Source organism: Neobacillus sp. YIM B06451 (assembly GCF_032667185.1).
Taxonomy (GTDB): domain Bacteria; phylum Bacillota; class Bacilli; order Bacillales; family Cytobacillaceae; genus Bacillus_D.
In genome coordinates this window covers 89,092-103,597 of record NZ_JAVFKJ010000007.1, presented here as the reverse complement: position 1 = coordinate 103,597, position 14,506 = coordinate 89,092, and the positions used below count along the sequence as shown (strand labels likewise).

Annotated in this window: 14 protein-coding genes; 12 read left to right on the top strand and 2 right to left on the bottom strand. The window is 46.4% G+C overall.

Annotated features, from left to right (window positions below):
- The first annotated feature begins 4 nt into the window (after positions 1-4).
- The 7 genes from ezrA to rarD all read left to right on the top strand — a co-directional run bounded on the left by ezrA (position 5) and on the right by rarD (position 9,014).
- Positions 5-1,693, top strand: a complete 1,689-nt coding sequence (ezrA, locus tag RB160_RS13625; protein WP_316570979.1) for a septation ring formation regulator EzrA — start codon at positions 5-7, stop codon at positions 1,691-1,693.
- 256 nt (positions 1,694-1,949) lie between these two features.
- Positions 1,950-3,092 carry a cysteine desulfurase family protein gene (locus tag RB160_RS13620; RefSeq protein WP_316570978.1) on the top strand — a complete coding sequence of 381 codons (1,143 nt, stop codon included), beginning with the start codon at positions 1,950-1,952 and terminating at the stop codon, positions 3,090-3,092.
- Entirely contained in the window at positions 3,093-4,301 is a 1,209-nt protein-coding gene (thiI, locus tag RB160_RS13615; RefSeq protein ID WP_316570977.1) for a tRNA uracil 4-sulfurtransferase ThiI, read from the top strand.
- Between the two features lie 103 nt (positions 4,302-4,404).
- Positions 4,405-4,608 carry an alpha/beta-type small acid-soluble spore protein gene (locus tag RB160_RS13610; RefSeq protein ID WP_316570976.1) on the top strand — a complete coding sequence of 68 codons (204 nt, stop codon included), beginning with the start codon at positions 4,405-4,407 and terminating at the stop codon, positions 4,606-4,608.
- Positions 4,609-4,744: 136 nt separating this feature from the next.
- Positions 4,745-6,328 carry an acyl-CoA synthetase MbcS gene (mbcS, locus tag RB160_RS13605; RefSeq protein ID WP_316571069.1) on the top strand — a complete coding sequence of 528 codons (1,584 nt, stop codon included), beginning with the start codon at positions 4,745-4,747 and terminating at the stop codon, positions 6,326-6,328.
- Positions 6,329-6,392: 64 nt separating this feature from the next.
- Positions 6,393-7,985 carry an amidohydrolase gene (locus RB160_RS13600; protein WP_316570975.1) on the top strand — a complete coding sequence of 531 codons (1,593 nt, stop codon included), beginning with the start codon at positions 6,393-6,395 and terminating at the stop codon, positions 7,983-7,985.
- A 108-nt stretch (positions 7,986-8,093) separates the two neighbouring features.
- Positions 8,094-9,014: an EamA family transporter RarD gene (gene rarD / locus RB160_RS13595; protein WP_316570974.1), complete on the top strand. Its 921-nt coding sequence runs from the start codon at positions 8,094-8,096 to the stop codon at positions 9,012-9,014.
- 43 nt (positions 9,015-9,057) lie between these two features.
- On the opposite strand, the gene RB160_RS13590 is transcribed toward rarD, so the two are convergent.
- Positions 9,058-9,858: an NAD kinase gene (locus tag RB160_RS13590; RefSeq protein ID WP_316570973.1), complete on the bottom strand. Its 801-nt coding sequence runs from the start codon at positions 9,856-9,858 to the stop codon at positions 9,058-9,060.
- A 149-nt stretch (positions 9,859-10,007) separates the two neighbouring features.
- Here RB160_RS13590 and sppA point away from each other — a divergent pair, with 149 nt between their 5' ends.
- From sppA to ytfJ, 4 genes are all read left to right on the top strand, one after another.
- Positions 10,008-11,018 (top strand): signal peptide peptidase SppA, encoded by a 1,011-nt coding sequence (gene sppA / locus RB160_RS13585; protein WP_316570972.1) that lies wholly within the window; start codon positions 10,008-10,010, stop codon positions 11,016-11,018.
- 72 nt (positions 11,019-11,090) lie between these two features.
- Positions 11,091-11,549 carry an RDD family protein gene (locus RB160_RS13580; protein ID WP_316571068.1) on the top strand — a complete coding sequence of 153 codons (459 nt, stop codon included), beginning with the start codon at positions 11,091-11,093 and terminating at the stop codon, positions 11,547-11,549.
- 122 nt (positions 11,550-11,671) lie between these two features.
- The gene (locus RB160_RS13575) at positions 11,672-12,337 is read left to right on the top strand and encodes a DUF2953 domain-containing protein (RefSeq protein WP_316570971.1); all 666 of its coding nucleotides are present in this window, start codon (positions 11,672-11,674) and stop codon (positions 12,335-12,337) included.
- Positions 12,338-12,372: 35 nt separating this feature from the next.
- Positions 12,373-12,927: a GerW family sporulation protein gene (gene ytfJ / locus RB160_RS13570; RefSeq protein ID WP_316570970.1), complete on the top strand. Its 555-nt coding sequence runs from the start codon at positions 12,373-12,375 to the stop codon at positions 12,925-12,927.
- A 41-nt stretch (positions 12,928-12,968) separates the two neighbouring features.
- Here ytfJ and RB160_RS13565 read toward each other — a convergent pair whose 3' ends face one another.
- Positions 12,969-13,739, bottom strand: coding sequence for a VOC family protein (locus tag RB160_RS13565; protein ID WP_316570969.1), 771 nt, complete (start codon positions 13,737-13,739; stop codon positions 12,969-12,971).
- A gap of 180 nt (positions 13,740-13,919) precedes the next feature.
- Between RB160_RS13565 and tpx the strand changes: the two genes are divergently transcribed.
- Entirely contained in the window at positions 13,920-14,420 is a 501-nt protein-coding gene (gene tpx, locus RB160_RS13560) for a thiol peroxidase (RefSeq protein WP_316570968.1), read from the top strand.
- The last annotated feature ends 86 nt before the right edge of the window (positions 14,421-14,506 follow it).

Below are 14,506 nucleotides of genomic sequence, written 5' to 3'. Positions count from 1 at the left end.
TACTATGGAGTACATAATCGGATTTATTTTCCTGGCAATCGCATTGTTTATTGCGGGGTATTTTATAAAACGGAAGCATTACAAGGAGATCGACAAGCTTGAAGCATGGAAGCTTGATATTATGGACAGGCCTGTCCTCGCGGAAATGTCCCGGGTCAAACAGCTGAACATGACCGGCCAGACGGAAGAGCTGTTCGAACGCTGGCGGAGCGAGTGGGATGAAGTCGTGACGGTCATGCTGCCCCAGGTGGAGGAAATGCTGTTCGATGGTGAGGAATACATAGATAAGTACCGTTTTGGCAAAGCGAAAGAGGTCCGGCTCGCCATCCAGGCGAAACTGGAAGAGACGGAAGAGTTTATCAAACGGATTTTGTCCGAACTGAATGAATTGGTAGGCAGTGAGGAAAAAAACAGGACCGAAATTGAAGGTCTGAGGGAAATGTACCGGAAATTGAAGAAAACCCTCCTTGCCCACAGGCATAGTTTTGGAAAAGCGGAAAAGCGGCTCGAGGAAATCCTTGATGAAGCGGCAGCCAGATTTAAGGAATTCGAGGAGAGGACCGCTAATGGCGATTACCTCCAGGCTAGGGAAACGGTCATCCTGCTTCGTCAGCAGCTTGAGGACGCAGAGATGCAAATGAACCGCATTCCCGAGCTATTGATTGAATGCCAGTCGCTCGTACCATCGCTAATAGCTGAAATGATTGCCGGATACAGGGAGATGGCTTCGAAGGGATATTATCTAGCCCATCTCGAATTTGAAGGCGAAGCGGAAAAACTGGAACAGGAGCTTGCCGTTTACCTTTCCATGGTCGAGGAAGTCCAGATCGAAAAAGTCGAGCAAGGAATCAAAGGAATTCGGAACAGAATTGACGCCCTTATGGACCTGCTTGAACAGGAAGTAAACGCAAGGCAATTCATCAAGCAAAATCAGGAAAGCTCCATAGACGTTTTCGAATCGGTCCTTGAAACAAACAACATCCTGAAATCCGAAGTGGCACACGTCCAGGAAACGTATCATTTATCGGAAAAGGATCTTGCAGGACAGCGGAAATTTGATAAGAAGTTATCCGAACTTGCCAAACGATTCGAGATTTTAAATGAAAAGATAAAATTGAATGAGACGGCCCAAACTTCCTTAAGCGCCGACCTTGACGAAATCAAGAGGGAGCTTGAAGCCCTCCAGGAGGATCAAAAGGTCTTCTCAACAAGGCTAAGTGCTTTGCGTAAAGACGAGATGGACGCAAGGGAGACAGTTAGGGAATTGATCAGGAAGATTGGCGAAACCTCAAGAATGGTCGCCCGCAGCAATATCCCGGGCCTTCCGGAAACGTACACGTACCTACTTGAGGACGGGAACGAAAGCATTAAAAATGTAGAACTCAAGCTGGAAGAAAAACCGCTCGATATGGATGCTGTGAAACAGTATCTTGAAATCGCCGAATTGACGATCGAAAAGCTGGCTGAGACGACGAAGGAAATGGTGGAAAATGTAATTCTCGCCGAGAGGGTTATCCAATACGGCAACAGGTACCGGAGTAAATATCCTTCGGTTGCAAAAGGGCTTTCGGAAGCGGAAAAGCTGTTCCGTAATTACGAGTACCAAGCCGCTCTTGAACAGGCAGCAACGTCCATCGAAGAAATCGACCCTGGTGCCATCAAAAAAATTGAAATGTTCATTTCTAATGACTAATATCATTGGACCGTTGAGCGGCAGTTGCCGCCCGGTCCTTTTTTATGCTTAATGGGATTATGGTACTATTTTTTCTCGCTATAAAGTGGTAAAACTCAACTGCATTAGTAACAGCAAATATAAAGCTTTTTAAAACAGGGTTGGAAGTTCGGCTTTTGTGGGATATGCTAAGAAAGGTTTCACTGGATAATCGCCTTTTTTGGGATTACATTATAAATAAAAGTTGAATTTCCGTTACTGGAAACGGAGGTAAGCCATGATTTATTTTGACAATAGCGCTACTACTAAACCATACAAAGAAGTACTTGAATCATTTATAAAGGTTTCAGAGGAGTTTTTTGGAAATCCCTCTTCGCTCCATGGGATAGGCGCGAAAACAGAACGCCTGCTTTCCCAGGCCAGGGCGCAAATCGCCGGCTTGCTCGGGGTGGACCCTGATGAAATAACGTTTACCTCTGGGGGGACAGAAAGCAATAACCTCGCGATAAAGGGTACGGCCTTCGCCTATAAAAATAGAGGAAGGCATTTGATTACGACTGCGTCGGAGCACGCCTCAGTAAGGGAATCAATGCTCCAGCTTGAAAAACATGGTTTTTCAGTAACATTTGTTCCTGTGGATAGGGAAGGAAGAGTTAACCCAGAAGACATCAGGAAATCGCTGACGGACGAAACGATACTAGTTTCTGTCATGCATGTGAACAATGAAGTTGGCACTATTCAGCCCATTTTGGAAATCGGTGAAATAATCCGGAGCTATCCAAAGGTTCTATTCCATGTTGACGGAGTCCAGGGGGCTGGTAAGTTGCCTCTCGATTTGAGGAAGGCGGGTGTGGACATGTACTCTTTTTCCGCTCATAAATTCCATGGGCTTAAAGGCAGCGGCGGGCTTTTTGTGAAAAAAGGCGTCAAGCTGGAGTCCGTTTTATCCGGGGGGAGCCAGGAGAGGGGCCAGCGCGGGGGAACTGAAAACCCCGCGGGTGCGGTAGCCATGGCCAAGGCTCTCCGGATGTCGCTCGATAAACAGGCACAAAGGTTTCCGGTTCTGCTCGATATTCGGAAATTCCTGATCGAAGGACTTCGTGAACTCGATGGTATTATTGTCAACACACCGGTGGACGGTGCCGCACCGCATATCATCAATTTTTCTGTACCGGGAATTAAGTCCGAAACGTTCGTACATGCCCTCGAAGAACAGGACATCTATTTGTCAACAACAAGCGCATGTTCTTCGAAGAAAAAATCGGCAAGTAAAACATTGCTAGCCATGGGCGTAACGGACGCTGTCGCGGGTAGCGCGGTTAGGATTAGCCTGTCCTTTGAAAATACGATGGAAGAGGCAAAGGAAGTTTTAAAAGAAATTGAAAAAACAGTTTCGAGACTGGGAAGGGTTCTGAGTTAAATGAAATATGATTTGATTATTATTCGATATGGCGAGATATCAACAAAAGGGAGGAACAGGGGTAAATTTGTAGATAGGCTAAAAAGAGCGATTAAGCACGCCCTTTCCGGACACCGTGCCATTAAAATTGACGCTGGCAGGGACAGGATGCAAATTTTGTTGAACGGTGAAGACAGCAAAGTGGTAACCGGCAAATTGAAGAATGTGTTCGGCATCCAGTCACTTAGCCCGGCGATTAGGTCGGAACGGGATATAGATTCCATTAAAGCGGCTGCCCATTCACTTATGGAATCGGTGTATGAGGAAGGAAAAACGTTCAAGATTACAGCCAAACGGTCGGATAAAACATTTGAGCTTGATACGGATGGCATCAACCAAATGTTTGGCGCCTTTATCCTCAAAAATTTCCCTGGGTTAAAGGTAAACGTAAAGAACCCGGACATCAACCTCCTGATTGAAGTAAGAAAAGAGGCCGTTTACCTTTCCTGTATAACGATACCTGGGGCAGGCGGGCTGCCGCTTGGCACCGGAGGGAAGGCAATGCTGATGATATCGGGAGGGATTGACAGCCCTGTGGCAGGTTTCATGATGATGAAGCGGGGAGTCGAACTTGAAGCTGTCCACTTCCATAGCCCGCCGTTCACAAGTGAACGGGCAAAACAGAAAGTCATTGACCTTGTCGAGAAGCTAGCCGAAGTCAGTGGGGAAATCCTCCTTCATATCGTTCCATTTACGGAGCTCCAGCAAACGATTAAGAATCAAATTCCGGAAAACTATTCGATGACAGCGACGAGAAGGTTCATGCTTAAGATTACGGACGCAATTCGTGAAAAACATGGGGGGTTGGCCATTGTTACTGGTGAAAACCTTGGCCAGGTGGCAAGCCAGACTCTGGAAAGCATGTACGCAATCAATGAGGTCACAAATACGCCTGTCCTAAGGCCGCTACTTACGATGGATAAAACGGAAATCATCAAAATGGCCGAGGAAATTGGAACATTCGAAACTTCAATCCTTCCTTACGAGGATTGCTGTACAATCTTTGTGCCATCATCACCAAAAACGAAACCAAAAAAAGATAAAGTGATCCATTACGAAAGCTTTGTCGATTTTGAACCGATTGTTGAACGGGCTATTGAAGGCACTGAAACAATCAGGGTGACGCCTGGATTCGGCGACAGGAACCAAGGGCTGGAGGAGCTATTTTAAGTACTACCAAAATTTCTAACATTTTGTGAACAATTACCATAACGTGCATTGAATGAACCCTTGTGAGATTACACATTATATACTCACAAGGAGGTGAAATCACATGGCTAACAACAACAGCAACCAACTTCTAGTTCCAGGAGCTGAGCAAGCTCTTAACCAAATGAAGGTAGAAATCGCTCAAGAATTCGGCGTTAACCTTGGTGGAGAAACTACTTCTCGCGCTAACGGATCTGTCGGTGGTGAAATCACTAAGCGCCTCGTTTCTATGGCTCAGCAACAACTTGGCGGAGGCTTTGCCAGGTAACAAAATTTAATAACATGGCTACAAGGAGCGGGTAAAACCGCTCCTTTTTTAATTTGGAGAGAACGGGTTGGAAATTTAAAATATTTCAAAAATTTTATATAATAGAGGCGATACAAAAAAATAGGAGGGGACAATGATGAACCGAGAAGACTTGATTGCTCCACAACAGTACAATCTTGTTTCGGAAGTAGAGCGTTTTTCAGGGACCGGCGACAAAACGGCCCTTATATGGGAAAACGAAGAAGGCGATACCAGGAAGGTTACATACAGGGAGTTAATCAAAAAAGTAAATAAAGCAGGAAATGTTTTCCTCGAATCCGGGTTGCAAAAGGGAGATACAGTCCTCGTCGTCATTCCCCGCTTGATTGAGGCATATGTCGTTTACCTCGCGGCACTAAAAGCCGGGCTTGCGGTTATCCCGAGTTCGGAAATGCTTCGGGAAAAAGATCTGCAGTACCGGATTACCCATGGTGATGTGAAAGCCGTGGTAAGTTATTACCCATTCACAGGGGAATTCGCAAACTTAGTACAGCCTGGCCTGATAAAGTTCTCGGTTGGCAAACAGGTGGATGGCTGGGAGAATCTTGATGGGCGAATGGAAGCTGCATCTTCCGAGATGGCTTTGGCAAAAACAACACGGGATGATATGGCGTTTTTATCCTATACGTCCGGAACAACTGGAAATCCCAAAGGCGTTGTCCATACACATGGCTGGGCATATGCCCATTTGAGGACAGCCGCGCAGCATTGGCTATGCATAAAGGAAACGGATACCGTCTGGGCAACGGCCGGCCCAGGATGGCAAAAATGGATTTGGAGCCCGTTCCTTTCCGTCCTGGGGTCGGGGGCGGCGGGCCTTGTTTATCATGGCAAGTTTGACCCGAAAACATACCTGAGGCTTCTTGAAAAATATGAAGTGAACGTGCTCTGCTGTACACCGACGGAATACAGGCTAATGGCGAAAGCTGAAAATCTCGAGGACTATAGCCTTCCGAAACTTCATAGCGCCGTATCCGCTGGGGAACCCCTCAACAGGGAAGTCATTGATATTTTCAGGAACTATTTTGATATAAATGTCCGTGATGGCTACGGGCAGACCGAAAATACGCTCCTTGTTGGAATTACGAAAGAAATGGAACTTAGGCCGGGGTCAATGGGCAAACCTACACCGGGGAACAAGGTTGAGATAATCAATGAGGATGGGGAGATGTGCAAGCCGGGAGAGGTTGGCGACATTGCGGTCCATGTTGACTCCCCCGCCTTGTTCAAAAAATACTATAAGGACCCGGAAAGGACTTCCATGCAGTTCCGTGGCGAATATTATATTACTGGCGATAAGGCGAAAAAGGATGAAGACGGCTACTTCTGGTTTGAGGGCCGTGGCGATGATATCATCATCAGTTCAGGTTATACAATCGGCCCTTTCGAGGTGGAAGACGCACTTATCAAGCATCCGCTTGTCAGGGAATGCGCGGTGGTTGCCAGTCCCGATGAAATCCGCGGGAATATAGTGAAAGCTTTTGTTGTGCTGAAAGATGAGGCGCCGATTGAGAAAGAGGCATTAATCAAGGAGCTTCAGGAACACGTAAAGGCTCTTACAGCCCCATATAAATACCCGAGGAAAATTGAATTTCTTGATGAACTTCCAAAGACGACTTCAGGGAAAATCCGCCGGGTTGAATTGCGGCAGAAGGAACTGGCTTCGGTAGGAAACAAATAAATATCCGTGGAAGCAGGCGGCCAGCCGCCTGCTTCCTAATTGAGAGGGTAAAGGAGCTATTCGAATGGCGACACTTTGGTTTGGAGGGCCAATATATACATTGGCCGAAGAAGGGAAAAAAGTTGAATCGGTACTGACCGAAAACGGCAGAATTATTAGCATGGGAAAGCTTGCGGAACTTGAAGGCACAGCGAATGCTAAGATAGATAAACGGATAGATTTAAGGGGATGCACGATGATTCCCGGGCTGGTTGACAGCCATATCCACCTGATTGGCCATGGGGAACGACTCATCAGGCTTGATCTTTCCAGCTGCAAAAGCAGGGAAGAAACACTTCATGCCGTTAAGGAATATTCCATGGGGCTTAAGCCCGGGGAATGGGTCATAGGGGAAGGATGGAATGAAAATCTTTGGAAGACGGGCGAACCATTAAACAAAGATGAACTCGATCAGTGCGTCCCAGACAGGCCAGTGCTTCTGAAGCGGACCTGCCGCCATGCGTGTGTGGCGAATTCGATTGCACTAAAGGCTGCTGGGGTGGACGAAGAAACCTTGTCCCCGCCGGGCGGGCTCATTGAAAAATATCCTTCCGGGCGGCTTACCGGAATTTTAAAGGACAGTGCCCAGGAACTTGTCTACTCCATTATGCCGGAAGCAACTGAATCGTATTTGATCCGGTCAATCAAAGCATCCATAAAAGATTTACACAGCCTTGGAATAACCGGTGTACATACGGAGGATTTGAATTATTATGGCGGCTTTGAAAAAACATACGGTGTCTTCAAACGTGCGATCGAGGAGGATGGCCTGAAACTTAGGGCCCATTTACTTGTCCATCATGGCGTGCTCGATGATTTTATTTCGAACGACCATACGTATTTGGCTGGAAATGAATGGATTGAGTTTGGGGCAATGAAAATTTTTTCCGACGGAGCCCTTGGCGGAAGGACGGCGCTTTTAAGCGAACCATACAGCGATGCCCCTGAAACGTCCGGTGTTGCTATTTTTAGCAAGGAAGAGCTTTCCGAGCTTGTTGGTAAGGCGCGGGAGTATCAAATGCCTGTGGCCATTCATGCAATCGGGGACCTGGCGTTTGAATATTGCCTTGATGCACTGGAGGCAAATCCTTTAAAGGGAGATAGACGTGATCGGCTTATCCATGCCCAAATCCTTCGGGAAGACCTTATCGAAAGGGCCAAAAAACTGCCTCTCGTCCTTGATTTGCAGCCTGTTTTCATGCTGTCTGATTACCCGTGGGTGATCGACAGGGTCGGCGAGGATCGAATGCGATATTCCTATGCATGGAAAACGCTTCTCGATAGCGGGATTCCGTGCTCGGGGGGATCGGATGCCCCTATTGAGTACCCGAACCCTTTCTTGGGCATTGCCGCCGCGGTCAATCGGACTGTGAACGGAAAGGTTTATGGACCGGGAGAAGCCTTATCCGTGTACGAAGCAGTCAGCCTCTTTACAAAAGGGAGCGCTTATGCCGCATTGCATGAAAACGACAGGGGGATGATCAAGGAAGGGATGCTGGCTGACTTTACAATCCTGGACAGAGATATTTTTGCCACCCCAACGGAATCCATCCATGAAACAAAAGCAGTCATGACAGTAATTGGCGAAGAAATTGTTTATAATCGCGACCGGCCATAGATGTAATGGCAAATTAAAAAAGATGAGTTGAAAATATCCCCCAAATCCACGTATAGTGTGTATAATGTGTAATATTTCGAAACTAGAAAGAATAGAGGCGCGAAAGATATGGGGGACAAAACTATCAGAACTGGCGTATATCAGGCGGGATTTTCCTATTTGCTTTGGGGCCTGCTGCCAATTTACTGGAAACTCCTTGGAGATGTCGGTGCGATTGAAATCCTTGCAAACCGGGTTTTCTGGTCGTTCATATTTATGCTTTTCGTTTTGAGTTTTACAAAAAAACTTTCCTCCTTTTTGGGCATTCTGAAAAGTTTTAAATCGGAAAGAAAACAACTCTATGCGTTGGCTATTGCTTCGATATTGATCAGCATCAACTGGTTTGTCTACATTTGGGCGGTTAACAGCGGCCAAATGATTGAAGCGAGCCTCGGGTACTACATCAATCCCCTTGTGAGTGTTGTCCTCGGCCTGATTGTCCTGAAAGAAAGGCTCAATGGGGCGCAATATGCTTCATTCGCGCTTGCACTTATAGGTGTGGCGATTATTTCCGTTTCCTATGGCCGGATTCCATGGATTGCCTTGGCGCTTGCATTTTCATTCGGGCTGTACGGATTGGCGAAAAAGCTCATTAAAGTTGACTCTGCCGTAGGGCTGACATTGGAGACAATGGTGGTTACACCCATTGCCGCTGTTTATCTTCTATTCCTTTTGGAAGACGGGACGTCCGCTTTTCTTCACTTTGGCATTGGAACACACCTGCTCCTTGCCACCACGGGGGCGGCAACCGCGCTTCCGCTCTTGTTGTTTGCAGGAGGGGCCCAGAAGATTCCGCTTTCCATGCTCGGTTTCCTTCAGTACATCGCACCAACACTTTCACTTATGCTTGGGATTTTTGTATATGGCGAGCATTTTACCGGGCTTCAGTTGTTATCCTTCATTTTCATTTGGTCGGCGCTCACCATATACTCCCTTTCGAGGACAAAGCTTTTTTCCTCCTTGGGGATGAAGATCCGCAAACATTCATGAAAAAAAGCATCCGCCATTAATAAAGGCGGATGCTTTTCGGCTCTTATAGGAAGGTGCGTTTTACTTTTTCCCAGAACGAGTTGTCCTTTAGCTTAACTGTTTTGATGATTTTATTGCTTAGTTTAATTTCGACTTTTTCTACATGCTGGATGCTCAAAGCCTCATTATCCATTCCCATTGTTGGATAGTCGTTCCCGTTTTTGCCTACCTTAAGGGTTAATGTGCGATCGCCGCCCAGGATGAACGAGGAGCCCAATGTCCTGAATCGGTTGTTGTTGACAGATGCCAGCTCGCTTACCTGGATGCAGGGGAGCAGTGGGTCGACAACAGCGCCATTAATGGATTTGTTATAGGCTGTGCTGCCTGTAGGAGTGGCAACAATCATACCGTCTCCCATGAAGGTTTCGAAGTGGAGGTCATCCACGAACACATCTAGGACAAAGGTTTTTACGATTGCCGACCTGATGCTGAATTCATTCAGGCACTGGAAGGTTGTTTCCCCATCTACCGTTACATCTATGGTTGGGTAGCGCCTTACCTCTATCTGCTCATTTGAGACAGCCTCGGTCATTTTTCCAATGTCGTCAATGTGGAAATCGCAATACATACTCAAACTATCGGATGTCGTGATGCCGGCATACAGGCAATCATCACGGAATCCTGTTTTCCTGACAGCCTGGAGAAAAGTCCCTTCTCCACCGATGCTAGTAATGATGTTTGCATCCCTGTAATCCTTGACAAGCGTAAAGCCGTATTCTTCGGCCAAGTCATAAAGCGGTGCAGCTTTTTTAAGAATATCCGAATCCCGCTTATGGTAAAAGAATAGATTTCTTCGGTTAGCCATCCCTAGTCCTCCTCCGTGCAGCTAGTAGTTAAATGGTATCCTTTAGGCCAATCATTTGGTAAACTAATATTGTTTCTTATCAAGTTTAGCATTTCTTGGCTTATTTTCAAATAGTCAGCGACAGAAGCGTGGAAAAGGGAGATGATTGAATGAGTGGAAAAAGATGGGCGGCTCTTGGGATTGCAGCCGGCCTATTTATCATATCGGTGTTAGTCAATGTTTTGTCGGGTTTTGCCATTAAAGGGGTCGAAAATGACTTAGGGGACCTTTTCGCCCCTACCCAAAAAAGCTATGCGGAAGAAGTGCTAGAGGAAGGCAATGAATTTAAAAAAATCGTTGTCCTCGATGTGAACGGCACAATCCAGGATACAGGCGAGTCAACGCCGCTTTGGGGAAGCCAGGGCTATAACCATCATACTTTTATGAAAAAGCTTGAAGATGCCGGTGACGATCCGAACGTAAAAGGAATCATCATCAGGGTCAACTCTCCGGGTGGAGGGGTTGTCGAGAGTGCTGAAATTCATGATAAGATTGTTTCAATCCAAAAGGGAAAAAAGAAACCTGTATACATATCAATGGCATCCATGGCCGCCTCGGGGGGCTACTATATATCGGCGCCGGCTGATAAAATTTTTGCAAGCCCGGAAACTTTGACCGGCTCGCTTGGGGTTATTATGCAGGGAATCAATTATGAAGGCCTTGCGAAGAAATATGGGGTCGAATTCATGACAATCAAAAGCGGACCATACAAAGACATAATGAGCCCTGCGAGGGAAATGACGGAGGAAGAAAAGAAAATCCTTCAAAGCATGATCAATAATTCCTATGAAGGATTTGTAAACGTAATTTCCGAGGGGCGAAACATGCCGGTCGACCAGGTCAAAAAGATTGCTGATGGCCGAGTTTACGATGGGCGCCAGGCAAAAGAGCTTGGGTTGATCGACGGGTTCGGCTATCTCGATGATACGATAGCCCAATTGAAGAAGGACAAAAACCTAAACGGCGCGAAGGTTGTCAGGTATACAGACGGGATTGGCTTCGGATCCTTGTTTAGCATGAAGGCAAAAAGCCTTTTAAGCGGTGATTCGGAACTGCAGGGCCTTCTCCAGTTCCTTTCGAAGACAAACTCCCCGCGCCTGATGTATCTATATACCGAGTAAGGGGGATGCAGCATGGAGCAAAATGATACACTGGATAATCAGAGCATTCACCCTGGAGCCAAAGATGAGAATATGAAGCCGGAAATAAGGGGAAACGTGGTAGAAACCAATAATCCGCCCATCCGCTTTGCGGGTTTCTGGATGAGGTTTTGGGCTTATTTGCTCGATTTAATCGTTATTGGAAGCCTGTTCCGGCTTTTGGCCAAGCCAGTATTACGGCTTTTGGATATTGAAATGTCGGGAGGACTGTTCTCTGTAGGAACGATTGTTTCGGCAGCCATCTTTTATTTGTATTTCGTGCTTATGACCAAATACTTCCGGCAAACGCTCGGGAAAATGGTGTTTGGCCTGGCCGTCATAGGAGTAAATGGAGGCAGGCTTACCTGGATGGACATCCTGTTCAGGGAGTGGATTGGCCGGTTCATTTCCTCCACCATCATCGTTCTTTACCTCATCCCAGCCTTCCATCCAAAAAAACAGGCCCTTCACGATCTATTCGCCGATACGATCGTGGTCCATACAAGAAGATAAACAGACGAATTGAACCTGCGTGGAATTCCGCGCAGGTTTTTTCTTTTTTTGGAAACGATAGAAGTAAACCTTTAAAAGGAAACGCTTAGTGGATATTCAAATCCCGAAAGGAAGTGGGTAAGTTGGCTTGGATTGTCGCCATTATCTTCGGTGTTTTTCTGCTTGGGTCCATTTTGCTATTCATGAACATTATCGTTTCAGCCAGCTTCAGGTCATATGGGGGAACGACAGAACTGACGATAGAATGCAAAGCATTTTTCGGACTTATAAAATATAAAAAGACATTTTCCGATTTTACAGAGCTCTTCGCCGAACAACCGGAAGATTCGAAAAACCTCGAGAAAGGGGCCGGGAATGGGAAGCCAAGAGAGAGGCAAACCGCAGAGAGCCTGTTGAACGGAATGAGAGAAGGAACGAAAGCTGTGGAGAAGTTCCTTCATACCTATAAAGGGCTAAAGGGATTTTTAAAATCAGTGACGGTCAGGCAGTTTGAATGGTCGACCGCCGCCGGAGCAGGCGACGCCGCGCTAACAGGGATCGTATCGGGAGCGATTTGGGCCGCAAAAGGAATCATCATCGGACTGCTATCTGAAACAGTGAATCTGAAAGCAAGCCCTGCCATTAGTGTAACTCCTTATTTCCAGTATAGGATATCAGCAACCATGCTTTCATGTATGTTTGCTTTCAGGGCAGGGAAAGCTATTTCGGCAGGAATAAAGGTTTATAAATTTGTGAAGAAAGCCAGGCGCGGAAAGATTCCAAATGGGCTGCCGCTTGAATTTGATTAGCACTTTAGCTGTTTGAGATAAGGAGGAACGTATGTATGTCTGACCATCCAATTCAGGGATTGATGACGACGGCAATGGAGAGCCTGAAGGAAATGATTGACGTGAACACGATTATTGGCGATCCGGTTGAGACGCCCGATGGCAGTGTCATTCTTACAGTTTCAAAAGTAGGTTTTGGTTTTGCGGCCGGTGGGACTGAATTTAAAAGTGATGGAGGCGGCCAAGACTCAGGTGGCAAACACCCCTTTGGCGGAGGGAGCGGGGGAGGAGTGTCCATTACCCCAATCGCCTTTTTGATTGTCAATTCGCAAGGGGTAAAAATGCTCCATTTGGATGAGAGCACCCATCTGCTTGAACGGATTCTTGAAACAGCCCCACAGGCGGTCGACAAGGTTCAGCAAATGATTTCCAAAATGGCCCAATCCGGAGGCGGACAGGAAAAAAAGAGCAAGGACAACAAGGAAAATAGCAATAGCAATGATAAAAAGGGCAATAAAGACAAGAACAATGATAATGACGATGACAATGAAAATGGCAAACAGGACAGTAAACAAAAAGGTAAGCAGGACAGCTCGGATTTTGACATTTAACTGTGTACTAGGACAAGCAGGGAACCCGCTTGTCCTTTTTCTTACTTAAATACATATTCACCTTCGCCAACTAACATGGATGTCCCCTTTAATGAGGCCGTGCTTGTATGAAAAACGACACACGAGAGATTGTTTTTATCCCCTTTGATAAACATGAGGGGTTTGCCATCGAGCATCAAAACCGCTGAATCACCATTAGCCGTTATTTCGTATGGAATGCCGAACAATTCTCGCCATCTGTCCGCTGTTGCCAATGGGTCGGAAACCTCAAATATAGCACTATCGAAATCGACTTCCCCTGCTGGATGGGGCTTGATGATCCCCGCTTCGGCCATTTCCCGGAATCGGTCCTCATCCCTTCCTTTCCACTCGATAATGAATGGATATACGAGGCCATTGAAATTCCCTTCAATCATCATCATGCGCCATTCTATCAATTGGCCTTGCGCATTCATGCGTTTTCCGTCTTTAATAGGAGATAACGCCGCTCCTTTTGAAGAAAGGGAAGCGGCAACTTCATCCAGGTTGTCTGTCCGCAAGGCAATCCGTCCGAAAATCTCCCGGGCGGGCAGCAATTTTAACGCGTCCTCAACAAGAAGGTTTGGTTCTTTAGGATTCATCGCATATTCAGGCCTTTCAATTCCTAAAAATTCAACATAAAAAAGCCCAAAATAGCAAAGTGCATTATGGGTCCCCCATTTCGTATGGGATCCTCCCCTCGATGCGGCAAGCCCAGCTTCATTAAAAAGTCGGATGCTGGTATCCAGGTCATTGACATAATGGACAATGTGGTCCAGTTTTAAATCTGCCATTATTCTCCCTCCGGATTTCTTTTTAAACAACCAAATCATACATCTATTTTTCGAAAAGTGGAAAAAAATGAATTGCATAAAAGTTTTTAGGGGACTCTTTGCAATGTATATCTTTTGCAAAAGAGTATGTGAAAAGTTATATTTACTCTGTACATAGTTGGACAAAGGAGGAAATTGGGGATGGCATCGATTACATTTAAAGGCAATCAGGTAACACTGCTTGGCAATGAGGTAAAAGTAGGAGATAAGGCACCTTCATTCACGGTCCTTGCAAATGATTTGTCAGAAGTGACACTTGAAGATTCAAAAGGGCAGGTAAGGCTCATTTCTGTTGTTCCTTCACTGGATACAGGAGTTTGCGACGCCCAGACCCGGCGCTTTAATGAAGAGGCTTCAGGCCTTGGCAACGTAAAGGTACTTACAATCAGCGTTGACCTTCCATTCGCGCAGAAACGCTGGTGCGGAGCGAATGGAATCGAGAATGTCCAGACGCTATCCGACCACCGAGACCTTTCCTTCGGTGAAGCATTTGGGGTTGCTATTAAGGAATTAAGGCTTCTCGCAAGGGCAGTATTCGTGGTTGATTCCAATGGCACCGTTACCTATGCGGAGTATGTAAGCGAAGCAACGAACCACCCGGATTATGAAGCGGCGCTCGAAGCTGCCAAAAAAGCGGAATAGTGAGAAATGCGGCCCCGGAATTTCCGGGGCTTTGCTTTTTGGAAAAATAAAAAGGCAGCCATTCACCACACTTGTGGCGTAGTTCA

Excerpts from the sequence above, each read along its gene's own strand:
- RB160_RS13580 (WP_316571068.1), top strand. The coding sequence starts at position 11,091 with ATGAAGCCGGAAATAAGGGGAAACGTGGTAGAAACCAATAATCCGCCC.
- tpx (WP_316570968.1), top strand. The coding sequence starts at position 13,920 with ATGGCATCGATTACATTTAAAGGCAATCAGGTAACACTGCTTGGCAAT.
- rarD (WP_316570974.1), top strand. The coding sequence starts at position 8,094 with ATGGGGGACAAAACTATCAGAACTGGCGTATATCAGGCGGGATTTTCC.
- thiI (WP_316570977.1), top strand. The coding sequence starts at position 3,093 with ATGAAATATGATTTGATTATTATTCGATATGGCGAGATATCAACAAAA.
- ytfJ (WP_316570970.1), top strand. The coding sequence starts at position 12,373 with ATGTCTGACCATCCAATTCAGGGATTGATGACGACGGCAATGGAGAGC.
- RB160_RS13610 (WP_316570976.1), top strand. The coding sequence starts at position 4,405 with ATGGCTAACAACAACAGCAACCAACTTCTAGTTCCAGGAGCTGAGCAA.
- sppA (WP_316570972.1), top strand. The coding sequence starts at position 10,008 with ATGAGTGGAAAAAGATGGGCGGCTCTTGGGATTGCAGCCGGCCTATTT.
- ezrA (WP_316570979.1), top strand. The coding sequence starts at position 5 with ATGGAGTACATAATCGGATTTATTTTCCTGGCAATCGCATTGTTTATT.
- RB160_RS13565 (WP_316570969.1), bottom strand. The coding sequence starts at position 13,739 with ATGGCAGATTTAAAACTGGACCACATTGTCCATTATGTCAATGACCTG.
- mbcS (WP_316571069.1), top strand. The coding sequence starts at position 4,745 with ATGAACCGAGAAGACTTGATTGCTCCACAACAGTACAATCTTGTTTCG.
- RB160_RS13590 (WP_316570973.1), bottom strand. The coding sequence starts at position 9,858 with ATGGCTAACCGAAGAAATCTATTCTTTTACCATAAGCGGGATTCGGAT.
- RB160_RS13600 (WP_316570975.1), top strand. The coding sequence starts at position 6,393 with ATGGCGACACTTTGGTTTGGAGGGCCAATATATACATTGGCCGAAGAA.
- RB160_RS13620 (WP_316570978.1), top strand. The coding sequence starts at position 1,950 with ATGATTTATTTTGACAATAGCGCTACTACTAAACCATACAAAGAAGTA.